Genomic DNA, 20,333 nt, shown 5'->3' with positions numbered 1-20,333 from the left:
TCACTCAGGTCGTCTTGTAGGAGGAGGGCTGGGAGATGTCGATCCTGGATCGGTCGGGCAGAGCCAGCGCGGCGGCGAACCCGACCACCGCACCGACGATCATGAAGATCGCTATCGCCTGCCAGCCGTAGTCGTGCAACAACCATGTCGCGATCAGCGGCGCGGGGCCGCCGGCGATGATCGAGGCGAGCTGATAGCCGAGCCCCGCGCCGCCGTACCTGAGGCTGGTCGGGAAGCTCTCGGCGATGAGCGATGCCTGCGGGCCGTACTCCATGGCGTGCTGGATCTGCGTGATCATGATCGTCAGGAAGACCACCAGCACGACGCCGGTGTTGAGCAGCACGAAGTACGGGAAGGCCACCACTGCCAACAGCGCTGCGCCGGTCGCGTAGACGAGCCGGCGGCCGACACGGTCGCTCAGGTGCCCGAAGAACGGGATCGCGATCAACTCCACCGCCGCCGCGCACGTCACCGCCGACAGCGCGACCGTCCGGGACAGGCCGAGCTGCTGGGTCACGTACGTGATGGCGAACGTCGTGTAGAGGTAGAACGGCATCTGCTCCGACACACGCAGCAACGCGCTGAGCACCACCTCCTTCGGATGCCTGCGCAGCACCTCGACGACCGGGAGCCTGACCACCTGCCGCCGTTCCAGCACCCGCGCGAACATCGGGGTCTCCAGCACCTTCAGCCGCACCCATAGGCCGACCGCCACCAGCGCCAAGCTGGCCACGAACGGCACCCGCCACCCCCAGTCCTTGAAGGTGTCGCCCGTCGTGGCGGCCAGCAGCGACATCGCGCCGGTGCCGAGGATCAGCCCGATGGGCACGCCCACCTGCGGCCAGCTCGCCATGAGCCCGCGCCTGCGCTGGTCGCCCCACTCCATCGACAGCAGCACCGACCCGCTCCACTCGCCGCCCACCGCGATGCCCTGCAGGACGCGCAGGACCACCAGGATGATCGGCGCGGCGATGCCGATGCTGTCGGTGCCCGGCAGCACGCCGATGAGCGCACTGGCCACGCCCATCGTCAGAAGGGTGACGATGAGGGTCGCCTTCCTGCCGATGCGGTCGCCCCAATGTCCGAAGATCGCCGCACCCACGGGCCGGGCCGCGAAGCCCACGGCGTTGGTCGCGAAGGCCGCGAGCGTGCCCGCGTACGGCGTGGACTTCGGGAAGAAGACCTCGGCGAAGACCACAGCGGCGGCCGTGTTGTAGAGGAAGAAGTCGTACCACTCGATGGCGGTGCCGACCACGCTGGCCGTCGCGGCCTTGCGCACCTGGGCTCTGTGCTCGGCGGTCGTTAATCCGCTGCTGCTCTCGGTCACGCTGCACCTCGAAGGCGTTCCTGGGCCGCGTCCGCGCCAACGGTTGCCTTACCCCGCACCCGCGCCTCGAACCACCTCCGGCCTCCTCCCCCAGCGGGAAACCTCCGGCCATGGTCACGCCTCCCCTCGTCGGGACGCCCCCTGACTCCGCCCGGCTGGATGCGGAGCCGAGCAGAACTCTAACACTCGTTAACTCGTGCGGCTACCGGCTTCACTGGGCGGCCACATCGCGCAAGGGCATGACCCAAAGGCCGTCAAGCAGGGGATTCACCTTCATTGCTGGGGTCGGGCAACCCGGCGAGGACGGCGTCGAGCGCGAACTTGAAGTGTTCGACCTGATCGGCCCGCAGGCGGGCGGCCTCGACAGCGTGATAGTGCGGATACCTGTCGGCGGGCAGCTCGGTCCAGTCCCGCGCGGCGGCCTCGTGCAGGACGAGATGCCCGACGCACACGCGCAGCACCGCCCCCTTCACGTGATCCGCCTGGTCAGGAGGGAAGCCCGCATCCAGGAGGATCCCGAAGATGGCCTCGTGGAGGCTCATCACGGGCGCGCGCCGGGCGTACGTGGTGATGGACCAGACCGAGGCTCTGGGGTGCTCCAGCGACTGCCGGACCATCGAGGCCATGAGCCCGCGCAGCTGGTCCTTCCATCCCCCTTCACGAGGGGCCTGAGAGACGATCTTGCTGCACACCTCGTCCACGATGGCCTCCAGCAGCGACTCACGCCCGTCGAAGTAGTGATAGATCGCCGTCGCCGTCACATCGAGACGTTTGGCCAGCTTACGCATGCTGATCCCGTGAGCGCCGTCCGCCTCGAGGACCTCCAGGCCGGCTTCCAGGATCTTGTGACGGGTGAGCATCAGAATTGACCTCGCGCTTAACACATGTTAGAAATCTAACGGCCGTTAACTCCGGACAGCTTATCCGAGGAGAGAGCATCCTCGGCTGCCGTCTTACGTGCCGTCCAGTCATCCATCCATGGTCAGCCGCTCACTGGGAGACACCCCCGTGTCCACGACATCCAAAGTGACAGCGCCAGCGACGGCCCCGCGCCGCCCAAGACGCCGGATCCTGATGCGAGCCCTGCTTGTGCTGCTCCTGCTCATGGTCCTCGCGGTGGCCGGCGCGGCCTACGCGGTGAACCGGGGCGGAGCCCCGCAGACAGCCGCCCACCTGGGCTCCGAGCCCCAGCTCGGGGAACGCGAGACGTTCCCCATCCCCAAGGTCAACGCCCCCGACGTGGTCGGCTGGCCCTCCGGCAGAGCGCCGAAGGCACCGGCCGGGTTCATGGTCACGCGGTTCGCGGGCGAGTTGGAGCATCCCCGCTGGCTCTACGAGTTGCCCAACGGCGATGTGCTTGTGGCCGAGTCGGCCACCCTGCCCAAGGACCCGGAGTCCCCGATCATGGGGCTGTTCTACTGGCTGCGTCGCAACGACGGCTCCACCACCGAACGCAGCGCCAACCGGATCACGCTGCTGCGCGACACCGACGGCGACGGCGTGGCCGACTTCCGCAGCGTGTTCTTGGAGAACCTCAACCAGCCGTTCGGGATGGCGCTGCTGGCCGCGTCCGCCCCGTACTCGCTCGGCCCGGCGACCCCGGATGGCACCCAGGCGGCCTTCTACGTCGCGGGCACGGACGGCGTCTGGCGATTTCCGTACAAGCTGGGCGAAACCCGGGTCACGGCCGCTGGGAAGAAGATCCTCGACCTGCCGGCCGGCGGCTACAACAACCACTGGACCCGTAACCTGTTCGCCGCCCCTGACGGCACCAAGCTCTACGTCACGGTTGGCTCGTCCAGCAACGCGGGCGAACATGGCCTGGATGCCGAACGACGGCGCGCCGCCATCCTGGAGATCAACCCTGACGGCAGCGGTGAGCGCATCCTGGCTTCCGGCCTCAGAAACCCCAATGGCCTGGCCCTCGAACCGCAGTCCAGGACACTCTGGACAGTCGTCAACGAACGCGATCTTCTGGGTGACGATGCCGCACCTGATTACTTCACGCGTGTACGCCCTGGTGACTTCTACGGCTGGCCGTGGAGTTATTGGGGGCAGCACGTAGACGAGCGGGTCCAACCACGGCGTCCCGAGATGGTGGCTCGTGCGCTCCGCCCTGACTACGCCCTCGGCGCTCACACGGCTCCCCTCGGTTTGGCCTTCTCCGAGAGCCCCACGTTCCCCGAGGCCTACCGAGGCGGCGCTTTCATCACCGAACACGGCTCCTGGAACCGCGGCGATCCGGTCGGCTACAAGGTCGTGTACGTCCCCTTCAAGAACGGCATGCCCAGCGCCAAGCCCCAGGACTTCCTGACCGGCTTCAAACCGGCCCCCGACGAGAGCACCACGTACGGCCGGCCGGTCGGCGTGATCACGGGCAAGAACGGCCGCCTACTGGTCGCAGACGACGCAGGAAACACGATCTGGCACATCACGCCCCGATCGTGACCCGCGGGCAGGAGGGTGTCGCGGGCCTCGGGCAGCCGGTCCAGGCCGTGCCTGACCTTGCCCATGATCGCCAGGCCGTTCGCCTCACTGGCCCGGTGCTCCAGCTCGCGGCACAGGGCCAGCGAGCGGTTCAACCTGGCCTCGGCGTCGTGGAGGCGTCCCACCTCCAGGTAGAGGCAGCTGAGGTTGCCCAGATTGACGGCCTGGGCCGGGGTGTGGGCGATGGCCTCGTTCAGCATGAGGGCCCGTCCGAGGTGTTCGACGGCCTCGCGAAGCATGAGGGCCCGTTCCAGATGATCGACGGCCTCGCGAAGCATTGCCAGGTCGGCGTACGTGGCGTCGGCGTTGCACAGGGGTGCGGTGAACGCCTCCTACCAGCCGGTCTCCTCCGTCATGCGCATGGCCTCCGCCAGACGCATGGCCCCCGTCAGGCGCATGGCCTCCGCCAGGCGCATGGCCTCCGCCAGGCGCATGGGCCTCCGTAAGGCGCATGGCCCCCGTCAGGCGCATGGCCCCCGTCAGGCGCATGGCCCCCGTCAGGCGCATGGCCTCCGCCAGGCGCATGGCCTCCGCCAGGCGCATGGGCCTCCGTAAGGCGCATGGCCCCGGTCAGGCGCATGGGCCTCCGTCAGGCGCATGGCCTTCGCGTAGTGGTGGAGGCCGGGCGACGGTCCACCGCTGCCCGGCCTTCGGCCGTTCGATCAGGCGGCCGAGGACCCCGAGGACGCCGAAGGCGTCGAGGACAGACGTTCCTCGCCGGGAGCGTCCCCCAGTGGGATCCCGCGGACGCTGAGCAGGAACAGCAGCGCGCACCCGCCCGTCAGGGCGATGTCGGCGACATTGCCGACGAACAACCCGCCGTAGTCGATGAAGTCCACCACGTGCCCCTGGGCGAACGCGGGCGGGCGGAAGAGGCGGTCGAGCAGGTGGGAGGTGGCCCCGCCGAGCAGTGCGCCCAGCCCCACCCCCCAGGCCGGCGAACGCAGCCGCCGGGACGCGTACAGGATGCCGGCGACCGCCCCGGCGGCGGCCAGCGCGAACACCCACGTCACGCCCTCCCCCAGGGAGAACGCGGCGCCGGGGTTGAGCAGCAGCCGCAACGAGAGCAGCCGCGGGATCACGGTGATCTCCTCACCACCGGACAAAGCCGACATCGCCCAGAACTTGGACGCCTGATCGACCAGGAGCACCACCGCGGCCAGCACGATCATCCACGCGCGAGGCCGCCTTCCCCGGCTGGTCTCCTGCGGGCCGCGTTCGTCCGACACTCTTGCCTCACAATCCATGGCTTCTCGCCCCGAATCTACCGAACCTTGGTCACGGCCACGCTCACTCGGAGCGGCCACGCTCACTCAGAGCTGGGACGCCCTGCTGAGCAGCAGTTTCTCGGTGATCGGGGATTCGTGAGTGCCCTCGACCGTGCACGCGTGCGCACCGGCGACCGCGCCCAGTGCGACGCACTCGGGGATCGTCCGGCCGTTCAGGAGGCCGTACAGGAAACCGGAGACGAAGGCGTCGCCCGCGCCGTTGCTGTCGGCCACCGGGCCGGGCAGGGGCGCGGCGGGAAAGGCCCGTACGTCGGCCGAGTCGCGGGTCAGGACGAGGCAGCCGTCCGCGCCCCGCGTGCAGACGACTGTGTGGGCGCGCCCCTCGGCGAGGATGTCGCGCATCGTGGCCGCCGGGTCGGCCAGCGCGGTGGCCGACAGGAACACCAGGTCGGAGCCGTAGGCGAAGTCCTTCTGGTAGTCGGCGACACCGTCCCAGTCGTGCAGGTCGGTGGAGATGGGGACGCCGTCGAGGTCGGGGTAGACGTGGCGGCAGAAGTCCATGATCGAGATGTGCGCGTGCCTGGGCCGCGCACCGGCGTACAGCTCGCGGGGCAGCCGCTCCCCCGGCGTGACCTTGGGGTCGTGCAGGGAGGTGCGCCGCCCGTCGGGGCCGACGAGCAGCACGCTGCGCCGGGTGCCCGCCTGCGCCACCCCCCACCTGCAGTCGATGTCGCGCAGGGCGTGCCTGATCAGCGCGCCCTGCGGGTCGTCGCCGACGAGGTCGGCGAAGGCGACGCCGAGCCCGAGAGCGTGGCAGCCGAGGGCGACCCCGGCCCCGGTGTTGCCGACGCGGTCGACGACGGGCGGCACGTGGTAGGTGTCCTGGTACGGCAGAGGCAGCGCGGGCACGTAGACAGTGGTGTCCACCCCGGCGCCGCCCAGGACCAGCACGTCAGGCGTCATCGGTGGGTCGGCCTTTCACAGAGAGCCTTTCACAGAGAGCGTCCGGGATCAGCGGTTGACCAGCGGACCGGAACCGGTGGAGCCACGCACGACCAGCTCCGGCTGGAAGATCAGCTCGACGTGCTTGGCCGGCGCGCCGCTGACCTCCTCCAGCAGCGTCTGCACGGCGGCCGAGGCCATCGCCCCGATCGGCTTGCGCACGGTGGTGAGCGGCGGGTCGGTGAACGCGATCAGCGGCGAGTCGTCGAACCCGACCACCGACACGTCGCCCGGCACCGCCAGCCCCTTCTGCCGGCAGGCGCGGATCGCCCCGAGCGCCATCAGGTCGCTCGCGCACACGATCCCGGTGCAGCCGCGGGCCAGCAGCTGCGCGGCGGCGGCCTGCCCGCCCTCGACCGAGAACAGCGAGTGGGAGATCAGGTCGTCGACGTCGGTGGCGCCGAGCAGGTGGGCCATCGCCTGCTTGTAGCCCTCGATCTTCCTGATCACCGGGACGAACCGGCGCGGCCCGAGCGCGAGCCCGACGCGTTCGTGGCCGAGGTCGACCAGGTGCTGGACGGCCAGCCGCGCCGCGAGGCGGTCGTCGGGCGAGATGAAGGGCGCGTCGATGTGCTCGCTGTAGCCGTCGACCAGCACGATCGGCAGGCCGCGGTCGATCAGGCGGGTGTAGCGGTCCATCCGGGCGGTGGTGTCGGCGTGCAGGCCGGAGACGAAGACGATGCCGCTGACACCGCGGTCGACCAGCAGCTCGGTGAACTCGTCCTCAGGGGCGCCGCCGGGCAGCTGGGTGCACAGCACGGGCGTGTAGCCGTGCTGGGTCAGCGCCTTCTCGATGGCCTGCGCGAACGCCGGGAAGATCGGGTTGTCCAGCTCGGGCGTGACGAGCCCGATGAGCCCGTTGCTGCGCTGCCTGAGGCGGGGCGGCCGCTCGTAACCCATCAGGTCGAGGGCCGTCATCACCGCCTGCCGGGTGCCTGCCGAGACGCCGGGCTTGCCGTTGAGCACCCGGCTGACCGTGGCCTCACTCACCCCGGCCTGGGCGGCGATGTCGGCTAGGCGAGCGTGACCGTTCATGGAACACACTTTACTTTCCACCAGGCGGCCGAATCGGCTGCTCCGGGGACATCGGAGGCGAGCAGCAGCTCTCCCGCGACGCCGAAGTCGACGGGCGCGCCGGTCAGGTTGACGGTGCACAGCACGTCGCCGCGGGAGAAGACCAGTGTGCCCTCGGGCGAGTCGTGCCAGACCAGGTCGCCGTCCAGGGAGCGGCGCAGGCGCAGCGCGGCGCGGTAGAGCTCCAGGGTGGAGCCGGTGACGCCGTCCTGGGCCTGGACGCTGAGGTCCGCCCAGTCGGCCGGGATCGGCAGCCACGGGTCGCGCCAGCCGAGCTCGCGGGTCCACGGCAGCGGCACGCGGCAGCCGTCCCGCCCGCTGTCGGGGTCGCGCAGCCGCTGCGGGTCCTGGCACACCTCGTCCGGCAGGTCGAGCACCTCGGGAAGGCCCAGCTCCTCGCCCTGGTAGACGTAGGCCGAGCCGGGCAGCGCGAGGGTCAGCAGCGCGGCGGCGCGGGCTCTGGCCAGGCTGCCGTAGCGGGTGACGTGCCGCTTGACGTCGTGGTTCGACAACACCCAGGTGGTGGGCGCGCCCACGGAGCCGGCCGTGGCGAGCGAGGAGTCGATCACCGCGCGCAACTCGGCGGCGTCCCACGGGGTGAACAGGTAGTGGAAGTTGAAGGCCTGGTGGAGCTCGTCGGGCCGGACGTACATGGCCAGGCGTTCGGCGGTGGGCGCCCACGCCTCGGCGACGCCGATGCGCTCGCCGGGGTAGGAGTCGAGCACCCGCCGCCAGGACCGGTGGATCTCGTGCACGCCGTCGTTGTCGAAGTACGGCACCGGCTCGCGGCCGATCATCCTGGTCTGGTTCGGGTGGCCGATGTCGGGCAGGCCGGCCGGTTTGACCATGCCGTGCGCCACGTCCACGCGGAAGCCGTCCACGCCCAGGTCGAGCCAGAAGCGCAGGATCGACTCGAACTCGCCGCGCACCTCGTCGTCGTCCCAGTTGAGGTCGGGCTGGGCGGGGTCGAACAGGTGCAGGTACCACTGGCCGTCCTCGACCTGCGTCCAGGCCGGGCCGCCGAAGATCGACTCCCAGTCGTTGGGCTGGTCGCGGAAGATGTACCGATCGCGCCGCTCGCCGCGCAGCGCGGCCTGGAACCAGGCGTGCGCCGACGAGGTGTGGTTCGGCACGACGTCCACGATGACGCGCAGGCCGTGGCCGTGGGCCTCGTCGATGAGCGCCTTGGCGTCGGCCAGGGAGCCGAACAGCGGGTCGACGTCCCGGTAGTCGGCCACGTCGTAGCCGAAGTCGGCCATCGGCGAGGTGTAGAAGGGCGTCAGCCAGACGGCGTCCACCCCCAGCTCGACCAGGTACGGCAGGCGATCGCGCACGCCTATCAGGTCGCCGACGCCGTCGCCGTTGCCGTCGGCGAAACTGCGCACGTAGACCTGGTAGATCACGGCGTCACGCCACCACATGTTCATGGATCTCCCCCCGGGTTTCCGCACCATGAAAGCCCTTGCCGCAAGTTTACGCAAGCCCTTCCATGCACCTCGTATCCGGATTTATGGGTATACGGCCGCCTAAAACCCCTGGCCGAAACCCCTGCGGGTGAGATTCTTTATGTCAAGGGTGGACATCCAGCGTTAAGGCGCGATGTACTACCTCTTCAATCAGCCTCGTCACAGGTGACACGCGCGCAAGGTGTGGGCCCATGAGCTCGGTCGTTCTCGACAAAGTGACCAAGGTGTATCCGGGCGACTACCTGGCAGTCGACCGGCTGAGCCTGCAGGCCGAGGATGGCGAGTTCCTCGTCCTCCTCGGTCCTTCCGGTTGCGGCAAGTCCACGCTGTTGCGGATGATCGCCGGCCTGGAGGAGATCACGGAAGGCGATCTCTGGCTGGACGGCCAGCTCGCCAACCACCTGCCACCGCGCGACCGCGACGTGGCCATGGTGTTCCAGAACGGCGCCCTCTACCCGCACCGGACCGTGCGCGGGAACATCGCCTTCCCCCTGGAGATCGCCAAGTCGGACCCGGCGATGGTGCGCGACCGCGTCACCGAGCTGTCGAAGGCACTGCACATCGACGAGACGCTCGACCGCCGCCCCGGCACCCTGTCGGGCGGCCAGCGACAGCGCGTGGCGATGGGCCGGGCGATCGTCCGGCAGCCGAAGCTGTTCCTCATGGACGAGCCGCTGTCGAACCTCGACGCCGGCATGCGCACCGAACTGCGGATGGAGATCTCCGCGCTGGTCAGGTCGCTCGGGGTCACCACGATCTACGTCACGCACGACCAGGTCGAGGCGCTCACCCTGGCCGACCGGATCGCGATCCTGAATCGCGGCGTCCTGCAGGACGTCGGCACTCCGGCCCAGATTTACAACGATCCAGCGACGGCGTTCGTGGCCGCCTTCCTCAACTCCCAGCAGTTGAACCTGTTGGCGGCCGGTGTCAGAACGCCGCAGAACCAGTACGTCATGCTCGACTTCGGCCCGCACCGGCTCACGATGCCCTGGAGCGATCCCAGGGCGTACGCGATCTCTCAGCACACGGGCGGGCAGGTGCTGGTCGGCATGCGCCCCGACGGGCTGGCCCCGGTGCCGGAGTCGTACGACGGGCCGTCCTTCTACGGGCGGGTGCGGGCGCTGGAGTACCACGGGCACGAGTGGCTGGCGTACCTGGAGTGCGGCATGCCGGCGATGCCGGTGCCCGAGCCGCCGGACCCGCGCGCCCGCCTCAACGGCGAGCGCGACGGCGCGGGCGGGCTGACCGGGATGGTGCGGCGGCTCTTCTCGCAGCGCGCGCCGGAGCACGAGGAGCAGGAGCAGGTCGGCCAGAACGTGGGCAGCGGCTTCCACCGCCGCTCCGACCTGATCGTCCGGCTGGGCAACCGGCCGATGTGGCGGGCGGGGGACGCGGCGAAGGTCGCGGTGGACCTGTCCCGCCTCATGATCTTCACTTTGGACGGCGCCCGCATCGACCCGCCGCGCCGCTGACCTCTGGCGCGCCTCGAAAGCACAGCGGGATCGACACCCTGCCCCACCGTCGAGCGCACCGACCTGACGCCCCGCCGGACTCGCGGCGCACCCACCGTGCCGCGCGGGCCCGGCCTTCGCCATGCCCCGGCACAGCCGCACCTTGACCAAGCGGACCTCGGTCCGTATCGTTGGCGACACTAAACGGACCACGGTCCAGAAAGGTGTTCGCCATGTCCAGGTTGCTGCACATCTCCGCCTCACCCCGCGGCACGGAATCGATCTCCGCCGCCATCGCCGAGACGTTCGTCCAGGAGTACCTCGCCACCCACCCCGCCCATACCGTGGACCGCTTCGACCTCTGGGACGGCACGCTGCCCGAGTTCGGCCCCGCCGCCGCCCGCGCCAAGATGACGGTGTTCGGCGGCGGCACCCCCGCGGGCGAGGAGGCCGAGGCCTGGGCCGCGGCGGTCAGGACGTTCGAGCGCTTCGACGCCTACGACCGCTACCTGTTCAGCGTGCCGATGTGGAACGCGGGCGTGCCGTACAAGCTCAAGCAGTTCATCGACGTGGTCAGCCAGCCCGCGATGATCTTCGACGTGCACCCGGAGACGGGGTACCGCGCGCTGCTGACCGGCAAGCGGGCGGCCGTCGTCTACACCAGCGCGGTGTGGGGGCCGCGGCTCGGCCCGGAGTTCGGCACCGACTTCCAGTCCACGTTCTTCGGCGACTGGCTGCGCTGGACGGGCATCGCCGACGTCCAGGAGATCCGCCACCACCCCACGCTCACCGGCTCCTACGACGCCGAGCGCAAGCAGGCCGACGAGCACGCCCGCCGCGTCGCCAGGACCTTCTAGACCGTCGCCGGGCTCCAGCGCGGACCGGCCGGGGTGTCCTCCACGGTCACGCCGCCGCGCGCCATCGCCTCGCGCAGCGCGTCCGCGATCTCGTACCGCCCCTCCCCCCGCAGCCGCGCGCGCAGGTCGAGCAGGGGTTCGACCAGGGGACGCAGACCGGCGGTCGCGGCGGCCTCGCCCAGCCGGGCGATCAGCAGCCGCATCAGCTCCCGGGCCTGGTCGACCCCGCCCGCGTCCTCCTCGGTGTCGGCTGCCCACGTGACGATCTCCGCCTCCAGGTCGAGCACGAGCCGCGCCGCCGCCGCCAGGTCCGGCTTGCCGACCGCGTCCTCGAACAGCCGCTCGCAGGAGCGGACCGTCTCCTCCAGCGTGACGGCGGGCCCCGCGGCGGCGCGGGCGGCGGGCGGTAACGGCGGGACCGCGCCGGACATGGCGCCCGCCGCCAGGCCGCGGACGGCGGCCAGGCTCGTCCGGGTCCCGGCCGGCAGGACGCTCACCGCCCCCGGACGCCGTACGGTCAGGCCGCCGCGCCCGGCCACCTCCACCGCCTCCGACTCCAGGTCGATGATCAGCGCCGTGTGCTCGTCGAGCCCCAGGACGGCGGTCTCCGGCGGCAGCTCCCGCTCCATCCGCGACAGCCGCCGCTCGCCCAGGTAGCAGTAGCGGGTGTCGTGGGTGCCGCCCTCGGCGTTGTCGAAGTGCGGGATCAGCACGGCCCGCAGGCCCAGCGGCTCCAGCAGGCCGATGCCCTCGCGCCAGTGAGGCTCGGCGCCCACCTTGTAGATCTCGTAGACGGGCGCGGTGGCCAGGCCCGCGGTGCAGGCGGCGGCCGAGGCCAGCACGGTCACCCCCTGCCGGGAGCGCACCCGGGCACGCAGGTCGCCGGCCACGCCGGAGGCGGCCCACCGGTCGAGCGCGTACGTAGGGCTGCCCGGCCCGGAGAACACCCAGTCGGCGCCCGTGATCGCGGTGGCCGCTTCGACCTCCAGCCCGACGCTGCGGGCGAAGTAGCGGCGGGCGCGGGCGGAGATGTCGGCGGCGTTCTCCTGGAAGGCGTAGGGCGTGTCGAGCAGCACGGCACGGGCCCCCGCGCGCAGCCCGCGGGCCACCGCCCGGTGGACCTCGACCATGGTCGGGCTCGTCTCCCCCGACCCCATGAGCACCAGCGAACCCGGCATGCCCTCGGCCCCTTCCCCACCCGCCGGTGACCGCGGGGCCCCGGCACGCGCCCTGACCAGCCCCGAGCCCGGCGAGAGCCCCGAGGAGGCCGCGCGACGGCCCGGCGGGGTCCGCGACGATGACCCGCCCCCCATCTTGCACTCCACGAGCCGGCGGCACGAGCCCGGCGAGAGGATCGTGCCGGCCTACGCGGTGTGCCCCGAGCCGTCGCCCTGACCGCCCACGACCGAGGCTCCCGTGACGGGGACCGCGCGGGGCGCGGCGCCCGCGCCGGCGGACCGCCGGGAGACCCGCCGGCCCAGCGCCTGCATGGGGCGTTCGACGTAACGGTAGGAGAGCGCGCTGACGGCCAGGATCAGCGCCAGGGCCAGCCCGGCCATCGCGAGCTGGTACGGCAGCGGCGCCCGCCGCAGGTCGCCGGTGACCTCCACGAAGTACTTCAGCAGCGGATGGTGCACCAGGTAGAGCGAGTAGCTGATCAGCCCGAGCCAGGTGAGCACGGGGGGCAGCCGCCGTCCGCGCAGCGCCATCGCGCCCGCGAAGGTGGCCGCCGCCAGCGCGATCGTGGTCAGCCACACGTCGGCCTCGACCCACCACCAGCCGCTCTCGATCGCCCACACCGGAGCCACGACGACCAGCGCCGCCGTCACCGCGACCGGCCACAGGCCGCCGCGCCCGCGCTCCCAGCGGTGGATCGCCGTGCCGGCGAACATGACCGCGACCACGGCCGCGCCCAGCCACGGCACCCGGCTGCTCAGCAGCAGCAACGCCAGCGCCATCAGCCCGAGCAGGCACGCCGCGGTCCGGCGGAACCAGCCGCCGACCACGCAGGCGAGCCCGGCGGCGAACACCGCGCACGACACGTAGGCCGGCCATCCGCCCCGCAGCACCGCCCCCGACGCCACCAGACCCACCGCCACGGACGCCCCGGCGAACAGGACGGACACCAGCCCGCTGCGCTCGTGCGCCCCGATCAGGAACAGCGCCGTGACCAGCAGGTAGAACACCATCTCGTACGACAGCGTCCACATCGTGTCGGCCACGCCGCCCACGCTCACGACGTCGAGCAGCATGGTCGCGTGGGCCGCCACCGCGCTCCCGTCGCGCGGCACGCCCTCGCGCACCGGCACCCACCAGGAGGCGGCCAGCACCAGCGCGATCACGGCCAGGTAGAGGGGGTAGAGGCGGAAGGCGCGGCTGGCCCAGAAGGCCCGCACGTCGCCGTGGCGTTCCAGCGAGGTCGGGATGATGTACCCGCTGACCAGGAAGAACACCAGGATGCCGTAGACGCCGAGGCTGAACCAGTAGGGGCGCAGCGCGGGCAGGAACCACGGCAGCAGGTGCTCGGCGACCACCGCGAGCGCGCCGATGCCGCGCAGGGCGTCGAGCCAGGCGAGCCTGGACGGCGCGCCCGGCGTGGTCGGGTGGGGGGTCGCGGCGGTCGGCACCCGCCCCAACTTACCCGCAGCGGGCTAGGTGATGCGGTGGGTCGCCAGGGACGCGTGGTGGTCGGCTCCGTCGGGGCCGCAGGGGTCGGTGTGGACGGTGGCGGCGCGCAGGCGCGGCAGGTCGTGGATCAGGCGGTGCTCGGCCTCGACCGCCACGGCGTGGGCGTCCACGACCGACATGGCGTGGTCGACCAGGATCTCGACCTCGGCGTGCAGGGCGTGGCCGAGCCAGCGCAGGCGCACCGAGCCGACGCGCTCGACGCCGGGGACGCCGGCCAGGATGCGTTCGGCCTCGTCCACCAGGGCGGGGTCGACGGCGTCCATGAGGCGGTGGTAGATCTCGCGGGCGGCGTCGCGCAGCACGAAGCAGATGGCGACCGTGATCAGCAGGCCCACGACCGGGTCGGCGATCGGGAAGCCGAGCGCCGCGCCGCCCGCGCCGAGGAGCACGGCCAGGGAGGTGAAACCGTCGGTCCTGGCGTGCAGGCCGTCGGCCACGAGCGCGGCCGAGCCGATCTGGCGGCCCACGGTGATGCGGTAGCGCGCCACCCACTCGTTGCCGACGAACCCGGCCAGCGCGGCGGCGGCGACCCAGCCGAGCGCCCGGACGTCCTGGGGCTCGACGAGCCGCCGGACGGCCTCGTACCCGGCGAGCGCGGCCGAGGCGGCGATGAGCACGACGATGGCGATGCCCGCGAGGTCCTCGGCCCTGCCGTAGCCGTAGGTGAAGCGGCGGGTGGCGGCCCGGCGGCCGAGCGAGAAGGCGATGGCCAGCGGGACGGCGGTCAGCGCGTCGGCCAGGTTGTGCAGGGTGTCGCCGAGCAGTGCGACCGACCCCGACGCCACGACGATCACGGCCTGGACCACGGCGGTGAGCATGAGGACCGCGAAGGACACGGCCAGCACGCGCATGCCCCGGCTGCTGGACTCCAGGGCGCTGTCGGTTCTGGCGGCGCTGTCGTGGCTGTGCGGCGTTAACACGTGCGCGGCCTTGGCGGCCAGCGCCCTGAGCCCCCGCCGCTCCCCCGGCCCGTGCCCGTGGCCATGCCCGTGACCGTGGCCATGCCCGTGACCGTGGCCGTGACCATGACCGTGCGGATGGGTATCGGAGTCAGACATGAGCACCCCTTCGCTTGCGCGTCTCGTCCGCTCCGACCAGGATATGTAGTCATGTACGCACGCGACAACGTCTCAGGTGCGGACCACTCGCAGGAGCAACCCACTCCCGCCCAGGTCAACGCCGCCGTGGACGCCTTCCGCATGCTCAGCGACGCCACCCGGCTCCGGCTGATGTGGGAACTGTCAGCCGGTGAGCTGGACGTGAACTCCCTGGCCGAGGCGGTCGGCGCGGCGCGCCCGTCGGTGTCGCAGCACCTGGCCAAGCTCCGGCTGGCCGGTCTGGTGGACACCCGCAGGGACGGCCGCCGAGTGCTCTACCGCGCCCGCGACGGGCACGTGCGGGCGCTCATCGCCGAGGCGCTGTCCCATGCCGACCACGAGGTCTCGGGGCTGCCCCGGCACGACTAGCTACCAGCCCACCCGGCCCTTGCCGGAGACGAGGGCGCGGGCGATCACCAGCCGCTGCACGTCGTTGGTGCCCTCGCCGATCGCCATCAGCGGCGCGTCCCGGTAGAGCCGTTCGACCACGAACTCCTGGGAGTAGCCGTAGCCGCCGTGGATGCGCATCGCCTCCAGCGAGGCCTTCAGCGCCACCTCGGAGGCGAAGTACTTGGCCATGCCCGCCTCCATGTCCACCCGCTTGCCGCCGTCGGCCTGGGCTGCGGCCCAGTACGTGAGCAGCCGGGCGGCCTGGATCTCGGTGGCCAGGTCGGCGAGCTTGAGCTGGACGGCCTGGAAGTCGGCGATGGGCTGCCCGAACGCGGTGCGCTCGCGCGCGTACTCCAGGGCGGCGTCGTAGGCCGCCTGTGCGACGCCGACCGCGCGGGCGGCGATGTTGACCCGGCCGATCTCCAGCCCGCCCAGCACCTGCTGCATGCCGCGTCCCTCGACGCCCCCGAGCAGCGCCGAGACCGGCACGCGGACCTCGTCGAGCACGACCTCGCAGGTCTCGGTGCCCTTGTAGCCGAGCTTGGGCAGGTCGCGGCTGACGCCGAAGCCGGGCGAGGCCGGATCGACGAGCAGCACCGACATGCCCTTGTGGGCGGGCTCGGTGACCGAGGTCTTGACCAGGACGGGCAGCGGGTCGGCGTGCCGGGCGTTGGTGATCCACGTCTTGGTGCCGGTCACCACGTAGTGGTCGCCGTCGCGGACCGCGCGGGTCTGGATGCCCTGCAGGTCGGTGCCGGCGCCGGGCTCGGTGAGCGCGATGGCGGTACGCCGGACGCCCGCGGCCAGGTCGGCGAGGTGGAGGCGTTTCTGCTCGTCGGTGCCGTGTCTGGCGATCATCCAGCAGGCCAGCGAGTGGGAGCCGATCGTGCCGGCCACGCCCATCCAGCCGCGCGCGATCTCCTCGAAGACCAGCGCGAAGGAGACCATGTCCGCGCCGAGGCCGCCGTACTCCTCGGGGACGGTCAGCCCGAACAGCCCCATCTGCTTCATCTTCTCGACGATCTCGGTGGGGTAGCGGCCCGAGTGCTCCCACTCGGTGGCCACGGGCAGGATCTCCTTCTCCACGAAGGCGCGCAGGGTCTCGCGGAAGGCCTTCTGCTCGTCGGTCAGCTCGAAATCCATGGCCTCAGGTCCTCTGCGCGGGAGGGACGGTCGAGGCTCACGTTATTCGTCTGATGTTTGGCCGGTCAATCGTGCGGGCGCGCGGGCGGTCAGCTTGGCGACGACGTCCACGATGCGGACCGCGCGTTCCAGCTCGGCCCGATGGAAGACGGGCCCGCCGGCGCGGGCGACGACGACGTGCATGCCCTGCGGGACGAGGGGCAGCAACATCAGCCGCAGGTCCGCCGAGTCCAGCGTGATCGCGCGCGGCGGCGGGTCGGGCAGGTTCAGCACCTCCGGCGCGGCCATCGAGGCGTGCCGGACGGCTCCGTCCTCGACCGCGACCGACCACTCGGCGCCGCACAGCGCGGGCAGGGCGTCCACCAGCGTGGCCAGGCCGCGCGCCGGTTCCGTCGCCACGTGCATGAGCAGGTCGTAGTCGGGGGCGGAGCCGGGCACGTCGCGGGTGGGCCAGACGCCCTCGACGCGTACGCCCGGCGTCGCCGACAGCCGCTCGCAGACCTCCGTCGCGCTGATCGGGCCCGGCCAGGACACGATGAAGTCGTCCACCGCCCGGCCGGTCTCCCGTTCCAGCACGGTGACCTGCAGGATGTCGGCGCCGAGCGTCCCCAGCGCCTTCGCGACCTGGCCAAGGCCGCCCGGCCGGTCCGGCAGGGACACCCTCAGTCGCAGCAGCATTGGCCGCCCCCTTTCCCAGAGGCTCTCACAGTGCCGTGGACAGGTTTCGCATATGTTCCACGGATATGTCGCGCATGCTGCGCTTATATCCCAGGATCCGGCGCTAAGTCCGGATTGTCGAACCTGGGTGGCGGTTTGAGCAGGTGTTTTCCCAAAAACGACCAAGGATCGTTCAAGGATCAGGCAGACCGATCCCCGCACGTGGGGATCGGGCGGGGATCAGGCAGGGGATCACGCGAGGATCAGGCGGGGATCAGGCGAACACGTCCTGCTGGTAGCGGCCGTCCGCCTCCAGGGCGGCCAGCCAGGCCGCGCCGTCCTCGCCGCCTTCTCCGCCCTCGCCGGTGTGCCGCCGGTGGACGTCCAGCAGCGCCTGGCGCACCGCCGGGGCCATGCGCAGGCCGTCGCCGCAGACGTACACGTACGCGCCCTGCTCCAGCAGCTCCCACAGCTCCTCGGCGTGATCGGCCACGGCGTCCTGGACGTACCGGTACGGATGCCCGGCCACGGCCGAGAACGCGGTGTGCACGTTCACCTCCGCGCGGGCGGCCCAGGCGGTCACCTCGTCCCGGTACAGCCAGTCGTGGTCGGGGTGGCGGCAGCCGGTGAACACCTCGGCCCGGCCGCCCGCCCCGCTCAGCGCCCGCTCCTCCAGGAAGCCGCGCAGCGGCGCGAAGCCCGTGCCGGGGCCGACCAGGATCACCGGGGTGGCCGGATCGGCGGGCAGCCGGAACGGCGGCGCGGGCACGCGTACGTACCCGTAGAACACCTCACCGGGCCGCAGCCCGGCCAGGTACGCCGAGCACATGCCCTGGTAGGTGCCGCTGCCGGACCAGGCGGGCCCCTCGACCAGCCCGACGGTGAGCCGCACCAGGTCGGGGCCGGCCAGTGGCGAGGAGGACACCGAGTAGTAGCGCGGCCGGATCGGCCCGGCCATCTCCAGGAACACCGGCAGCGGCAGTTCGACGGCCGGGAAGCGCTCCAGCAGAGCCAGCGGCGAGACCCGCTTGGCCAGGATCTCGTCGGCGTAGTTCGCGGTCAGCTCGGCGAGCTGGCCGCGCGTCCAGGGGCAGCCGGTGTGCGCGGCCAGGGCCTCCAGGTCGGCCCTGGTGGCCACCTCCTGCAGCTCGGCGAACTCGGTCAGCAGCAGGCCGGCCGTCACCGGCGTGTCCACGGGCAGGTGGGTGGCGCCGGCGGCACGCAGCCGCACCACCTGCTCGCGCGGCACCCGCAGGCAGCGCAGGGCCCACTCGACCAGCTCGGGGTCGTTCTTGGCGAAGACGGCGACGTGGTCGCCCGCCGTGTAGGTGACGCCCTCGGGCAGGCGGGCCACGATGGAGCGCACGCCGGGCCTCGGGGCCTCGGCCGAGAAGTCCCACAGCCCGGTGGGGTCGCCGGTCAGCTCCTCGTTGGACACGACGGTCATCGGCACGGCCCGCTCGGACACGACGGCCGGCCTGACCTCGCTCTCGCCGAGCACCTCCATCTCGTAGCGCGGCCCGGCCGCGCCCGCCGGGGCGCTGTACTCGTCGGCCAGCGCCGCCCACAGCCGGGCCGTCCACGCCGAGACGTCGCCGTCGAAGTCGCCGTCGGCGTCGGCCTCGCCGCGCTCGACGAGCGGCACCGCCCCGGCGGCGGTCAGCTTCTCGCCGGCCCGGCGCGGGAAGTCCTGGTACGTCGGCCACTGGGAGTTGCCGCAGCCGAGCACCGCCAGACGCACGCCCGACAGGTCGGGCAGCTCCTCCAGGGCGTCGAAGCGCTGGGCGTTGTCGGGCGCCTTGCCGTTGTAGGAGGAGGCGACCACGACGAGCAGGCCCTGCGACGGCGGCGTCAGGTCGTCCAGGGTGGTCAGGGTGGTGGCGAAGCCGGACCGACCGGCCCGCTCGGCCAGCCGCTCGGCGATGTCGGCGGCTGTGCCCAGGTTGGAGCCGTAGGCGACGGTGAGCGGCACTCCGGTGACCGCGAGGTCGTGCCGCTCCCCCTCACCGGCGGCCTGGACGCCGGCGGCGGGGGCGGTGCGTTCGTGGGCGCGGCGCTCGCGCACCCGCAGGGTGAACCCGTCGGGCTTGATGGTCAGCGTCTGCTTGATCTTCATCCGGTAGGCGTCGGGGTCGGAGACGGCGAAGCGGCGCAGGATCATGGCCAGGGCGAGCCGGGCCTCGGTCAGCGCGAACTGGCGGCCGATGCAGGCCCGCTCGCCGTTGCCGAACGGCTTGTACGCCGCCGGGTGGTGGGCCTTCTTGTGCTCCGGCAGCCAGCGGTCAATGTCGAACTCCGCCGGCCGCTCCCACGCCTTGGGGTGGCGGTGCAGCGACGGCAGCAGCACGGCGACGCTCTGGTCGGCCTCGATCTCGTACCCGCCGATGGTGGTGGCCTCGACGGCGCTGACGGCGAAGGCGGGGATCGGCGACCAGATCCGCAGCGTCTCCTCCAGGATCCGGGGGATGACGTCGAGCTTCATGATCGTCTCGTAGCTGGGCGGCTCGTCGCCGGGCAGCAGGCGGTCGACCTCGTCGTAGGCCCTGGCCAGGGTGTGGGGGTCGCGCAGCAGGTTGTACAGGGCGAAGGAGAGCAGGCCGCTGGTGGTCTCGTGCCCGGCGATCAGGAAGGTGAGCACCTGGTTGCGGATGTTCTCGTCGGACAGGCGGCCGCCGGTCTGCGGGTCGGCGGCCGCCAGCATGAGGCCGAGCAGGTCCTTGGCGTCGCCGACGCCCTCGGCGCGGCGCTGCTTGATCACGTCGTCCACCAGGGCGCGCATGGTCTCGATGTCGCGGCGGTAGGCGTCCTCGTGGCCGCGCTTCAGCTTGGTGACGAACGGGAGCTGCTGGTTGCGCAGCATCGCCTCGGTCAGCGCGCCGCCCATGGCCTTCAGGAACGGGTGCAGCTCGGGCGAGGCGAAGGAGTCGAACCGGAAGCCGAAGCCGGTCAGCGAGATCGTGTCCAGCGTGAGCCGGGTCATGTCGTCGGCCACGGGCAGGTCCTGCCCCTGGCGGCCGGCCCACGAGGCGACGAGCTGCTCGGCGACCTCCAGCATCTGCGGGTAGTACGCCTTCATCGAGCGCTGGCTGAAGGCGGGCAGCAGGATGCGGTGCGCCTGCCCCCACACCGGCTCGTGCGGCTCGGCGGTGAACAGGCCGTCGCCGCCGAAGTCGCGCACGATCGACAGCGGCGGCTTGATGCGCTTGACGAACCTGCTCTCGTCGCACACCTCCGCGACCAGGTCGGGGTCGTAGACCAGCACGATCGTGCGGCCGGCGACCTCCAGCCGGAAGATGCCCTCCTCGTACCGCTCGGCGACCTTGACGAAGTGCTCCACCGGCGAGTGGGCCGGGATCTGCAGCGTGTTGCCCAGGATCGGCAGGCCCTGCGGGGCGGGGATACGCCTCATGAGTGCTCCCTTCGGGTAGCCATACACCGTATGGCTGACGCTACCATACGCTG

Annotated in this window: 16 protein-coding genes; 4 read left to right on the top strand and 12 right to left on the bottom strand. The window is 71.6% G+C overall.

Annotated elements, in window-relative coordinates; genetic code table 11:
- Positions 1-4 precede the first annotated feature (4 nt).
- Together ACIBK9_RS41320 and ACIBK9_RS41315 are read right to left on the bottom strand one after the other, a co-directional pair.
- Entirely contained in the window at positions 5-1,327 is a 1,323-nt protein-coding gene (locus ACIBK9_RS41320) for an MFS transporter (RefSeq protein ID WP_397164348.1), read from the bottom strand.
- Between the two features lie 254 nt (positions 1,328-1,581).
- A complete protein-coding gene (locus ACIBK9_RS41315; protein ID WP_358292929.1) occupies positions 1,582-2,187 on the bottom strand; it encodes a TetR/AcrR family transcriptional regulator in 606 nt (201 codons plus the stop codon).
- Positions 2,188-2,416: 229 nt separating this feature from the next.
- On the opposite strand from ACIBK9_RS41315, the gene ACIBK9_RS41310 reads away from it, so the two are divergent.
- Complete coding sequence (locus tag ACIBK9_RS41310) at positions 2,417-3,775, top strand: PQQ-dependent sugar dehydrogenase (RefSeq protein ID WP_397164347.1); 1,359 nt, start codon at positions 2,417-2,419, stop codon at positions 3,773-3,775.
- Positions 3,776-4,476: 701 nt separating this feature from the next.
- On the opposite strand, the gene ACIBK9_RS41305 is transcribed toward ACIBK9_RS41310, so the two are convergent.
- The 4 genes from ACIBK9_RS41305 to ACIBK9_RS41290 form a co-directional block, all read right to left on the bottom strand.
- Entirely contained in the window at positions 4,477-5,043 is a 567-nt protein-coding gene (locus ACIBK9_RS41305) for a signal peptidase II (protein WP_397164345.1), read from the bottom strand.
- Between the two features lie 84 nt (positions 5,044-5,127).
- Entirely contained in the window at positions 5,128-6,006 is an 879-nt protein-coding gene (locus ACIBK9_RS41300; RefSeq protein ID WP_397164343.1) for a carbohydrate kinase family protein, read from the bottom strand.
- A gap of 48 nt (positions 6,007-6,054) precedes the next feature.
- Positions 6,055-7,080: a LacI family DNA-binding transcriptional regulator gene (locus ACIBK9_RS41295; RefSeq protein ID WP_352328468.1), complete on the bottom strand. Its 1,026-nt coding sequence runs from the start codon at positions 7,078-7,080 to the stop codon at positions 6,055-6,057.
- Positions 7,077-8,546: a glycoside hydrolase family 13 protein gene (locus tag ACIBK9_RS41290; protein ID WP_397164341.1), complete on the bottom strand. Its 1,470-nt coding sequence runs from the start codon at positions 8,544-8,546 to the stop codon at positions 7,077-7,079. The genes ACIBK9_RS41295 and ACIBK9_RS41290 overlap by 4 nt, the downstream gene beginning before the upstream one ends.
- 230 nt (positions 8,547-8,776) lie before the next feature.
- Between ACIBK9_RS41290 and ACIBK9_RS41285 the strand changes: the two genes are divergently transcribed.
- Together ACIBK9_RS41285 and ACIBK9_RS41280 are read left to right on the top strand one after the other, a co-directional pair.
- On the top strand, positions 8,777-10,060 hold the full coding sequence (locus ACIBK9_RS41285; RefSeq protein ID WP_397164340.1) for an ABC transporter ATP-binding protein: 1,284 nt from the start codon (positions 8,777-8,779) through the stop codon (positions 10,058-10,060).
- Between the two features lie 212 nt (positions 10,061-10,272).
- The gene (locus ACIBK9_RS41280) at positions 10,273-10,896 is read left to right on the top strand and encodes an FMN-dependent NADH-azoreductase (RefSeq protein WP_397164339.1); all 624 of its coding nucleotides are present in this window, start codon (positions 10,273-10,275) and stop codon (positions 10,894-10,896) included.
- Here ACIBK9_RS41280 and ACIBK9_RS41275 read toward each other — a convergent pair.
- The 3 genes from ACIBK9_RS41275 to ACIBK9_RS41265 all read right to left on the bottom strand — a co-directional run bounded on the left by ACIBK9_RS41275 (position 10,893) and on the right by ACIBK9_RS41265 (position 14,642).
- Positions 10,893-12,074: a hypothetical protein gene (locus tag ACIBK9_RS41275; RefSeq protein WP_397164338.1), complete on the bottom strand. Its 1,182-nt coding sequence runs from the start codon at positions 12,072-12,074 to the stop codon at positions 10,893-10,895. The two genes, ACIBK9_RS41280 and ACIBK9_RS41275, sit on opposite strands and share 4 nt — an antisense overlap.
- 186 nt (positions 12,075-12,260) lie before the next feature.
- Positions 12,261-13,523 carry an acyltransferase family protein gene (locus tag ACIBK9_RS41270; protein ID WP_397164336.1) on the bottom strand — a complete coding sequence of 421 codons (1,263 nt, stop codon included), beginning with the start codon at positions 13,521-13,523 and terminating at the stop codon, positions 12,261-12,263.
- 24 nt (positions 13,524-13,547) lie between these two features.
- Positions 13,548-14,642, bottom strand: a complete 1,095-nt coding sequence (locus ACIBK9_RS41265) for a cation diffusion facilitator family transporter (RefSeq protein ID WP_397164335.1) — start codon at positions 14,640-14,642, stop codon at positions 13,548-13,550.
- Positions 14,643-14,693: 51 nt separating this feature from the next.
- On the opposite strand from ACIBK9_RS41265, the gene ACIBK9_RS41260 reads away from it, so the two are divergent.
- Positions 14,694-15,050: a metalloregulator ArsR/SmtB family transcription factor gene (locus ACIBK9_RS41260; RefSeq protein ID WP_357969218.1), complete on the top strand. Its 357-nt coding sequence runs from the start codon at positions 14,694-14,696 to the stop codon at positions 15,048-15,050.
- Here the strand turns inward: ACIBK9_RS41260 and ACIBK9_RS41255 are convergent, their stop codons facing one another.
- The 3 genes from ACIBK9_RS41255 to ACIBK9_RS41245 all read right to left on the bottom strand — a co-directional run bounded on the left by ACIBK9_RS41255 (position 15,051) and on the right by ACIBK9_RS41245 (position 20,280).
- Positions 15,051-16,214, bottom strand: a complete 1,164-nt coding sequence (locus ACIBK9_RS41255; protein WP_352351655.1) for an acyl-CoA dehydrogenase family protein — start codon at positions 16,212-16,214, stop codon at positions 15,051-15,053.
- A gap of 42 nt (positions 16,215-16,256) precedes the next feature.
- Complete coding sequence (locus ACIBK9_RS41250; protein WP_397164333.1) at positions 16,257-16,892, bottom strand: amino acid-binding protein; 636 nt, start codon at positions 16,890-16,892, stop codon at positions 16,257-16,259.
- Between the two features lie 253 nt (positions 16,893-17,145).
- Entirely contained in the window at positions 17,146-20,280 is a 3,135-nt protein-coding gene (locus ACIBK9_RS41245; RefSeq protein WP_397164331.1) for a bifunctional cytochrome P450/NADPH--P450 reductase, read from the bottom strand.
- Between the last annotated feature and the right edge of the window lie 53 nt (positions 20,281-20,333).

Origin of the sequence: Nonomuraea sp. NPDC050227 (assembly GCF_044459705.1) — a bacterium.
GTDB lineage: Bacteria > Actinomycetota > Actinomycetes > Streptosporangiales > Streptosporangiaceae > Nonomuraea.
This window is presented reverse-complemented; position numbering and strand designations above follow the sequence as displayed.

Excerpts from the sequence above, each read along its gene's own strand:
- ACIBK9_RS41285 (WP_397164340.1), top strand. The coding sequence starts at position 8,777 with ATGAGCTCGGTCGTTCTCGACAAAGTGACCAAGGTGTATCCGGGCGAC.
- ACIBK9_RS41315 (WP_358292929.1), bottom strand. The coding sequence starts at position 2,187 with ATGCTCACCCGTCACAAGATCCTGGAAGCCGGCCTGGAGGTCCTCGAG.
- ACIBK9_RS41300 (WP_397164343.1), bottom strand. The coding sequence starts at position 6,006 with ATGACGCCTGACGTGCTGGTCCTGGGCGGCGCCGGGGTGGACACCACT.
- ACIBK9_RS41255 (WP_352351655.1), bottom strand. The coding sequence starts at position 16,214 with ATGGATTTCGAGCTGACCGACGAGCAGAAGGCCTTCCGCGAGACCCTG.
- ACIBK9_RS41245 (WP_397164331.1), bottom strand. The coding sequence starts at position 20,280 with ATGAGGCGTATCCCCGCCCCGCAGGGCCTGCCGATCCTGGGCAACACG.
- ACIBK9_RS41250 (WP_397164333.1), bottom strand. The coding sequence starts at position 16,892 with ATGCTGCTGCGACTGAGGGTGTCCCTGCCGGACCGGCCGGGCGGCCTT.
- ACIBK9_RS41295 (WP_352328468.1), bottom strand. The coding sequence starts at position 7,080 with ATGAACGGTCACGCTCGCCTAGCCGACATCGCCGCCCAGGCCGGGGTG.
- ACIBK9_RS41290 (WP_397164341.1), bottom strand. The coding sequence starts at position 8,546 with ATGAACATGTGGTGGCGTGACGCCGTGATCTACCAGGTCTACGTGCGC.
- ACIBK9_RS41265 (WP_397164335.1), bottom strand. The coding sequence starts at position 14,642 with ATGTCTGACTCCGATACCCATCCGCACGGTCATGGTCACGGCCACGGT.
- ACIBK9_RS41260 (WP_357969218.1), top strand. The coding sequence starts at position 14,694 with ATGTACGCACGCGACAACGTCTCAGGTGCGGACCACTCGCAGGAGCAA.
- ACIBK9_RS41280 (WP_397164339.1), top strand. The coding sequence starts at position 10,273 with ATGTCCAGGTTGCTGCACATCTCCGCCTCACCCCGCGGCACGGAATCG.
- ACIBK9_RS41275 (WP_397164338.1), bottom strand. The coding sequence starts at position 12,074 with ATGCCGGGTTCGCTGGTGCTCATGGGGTCGGGGGAGACGAGCCCGACC.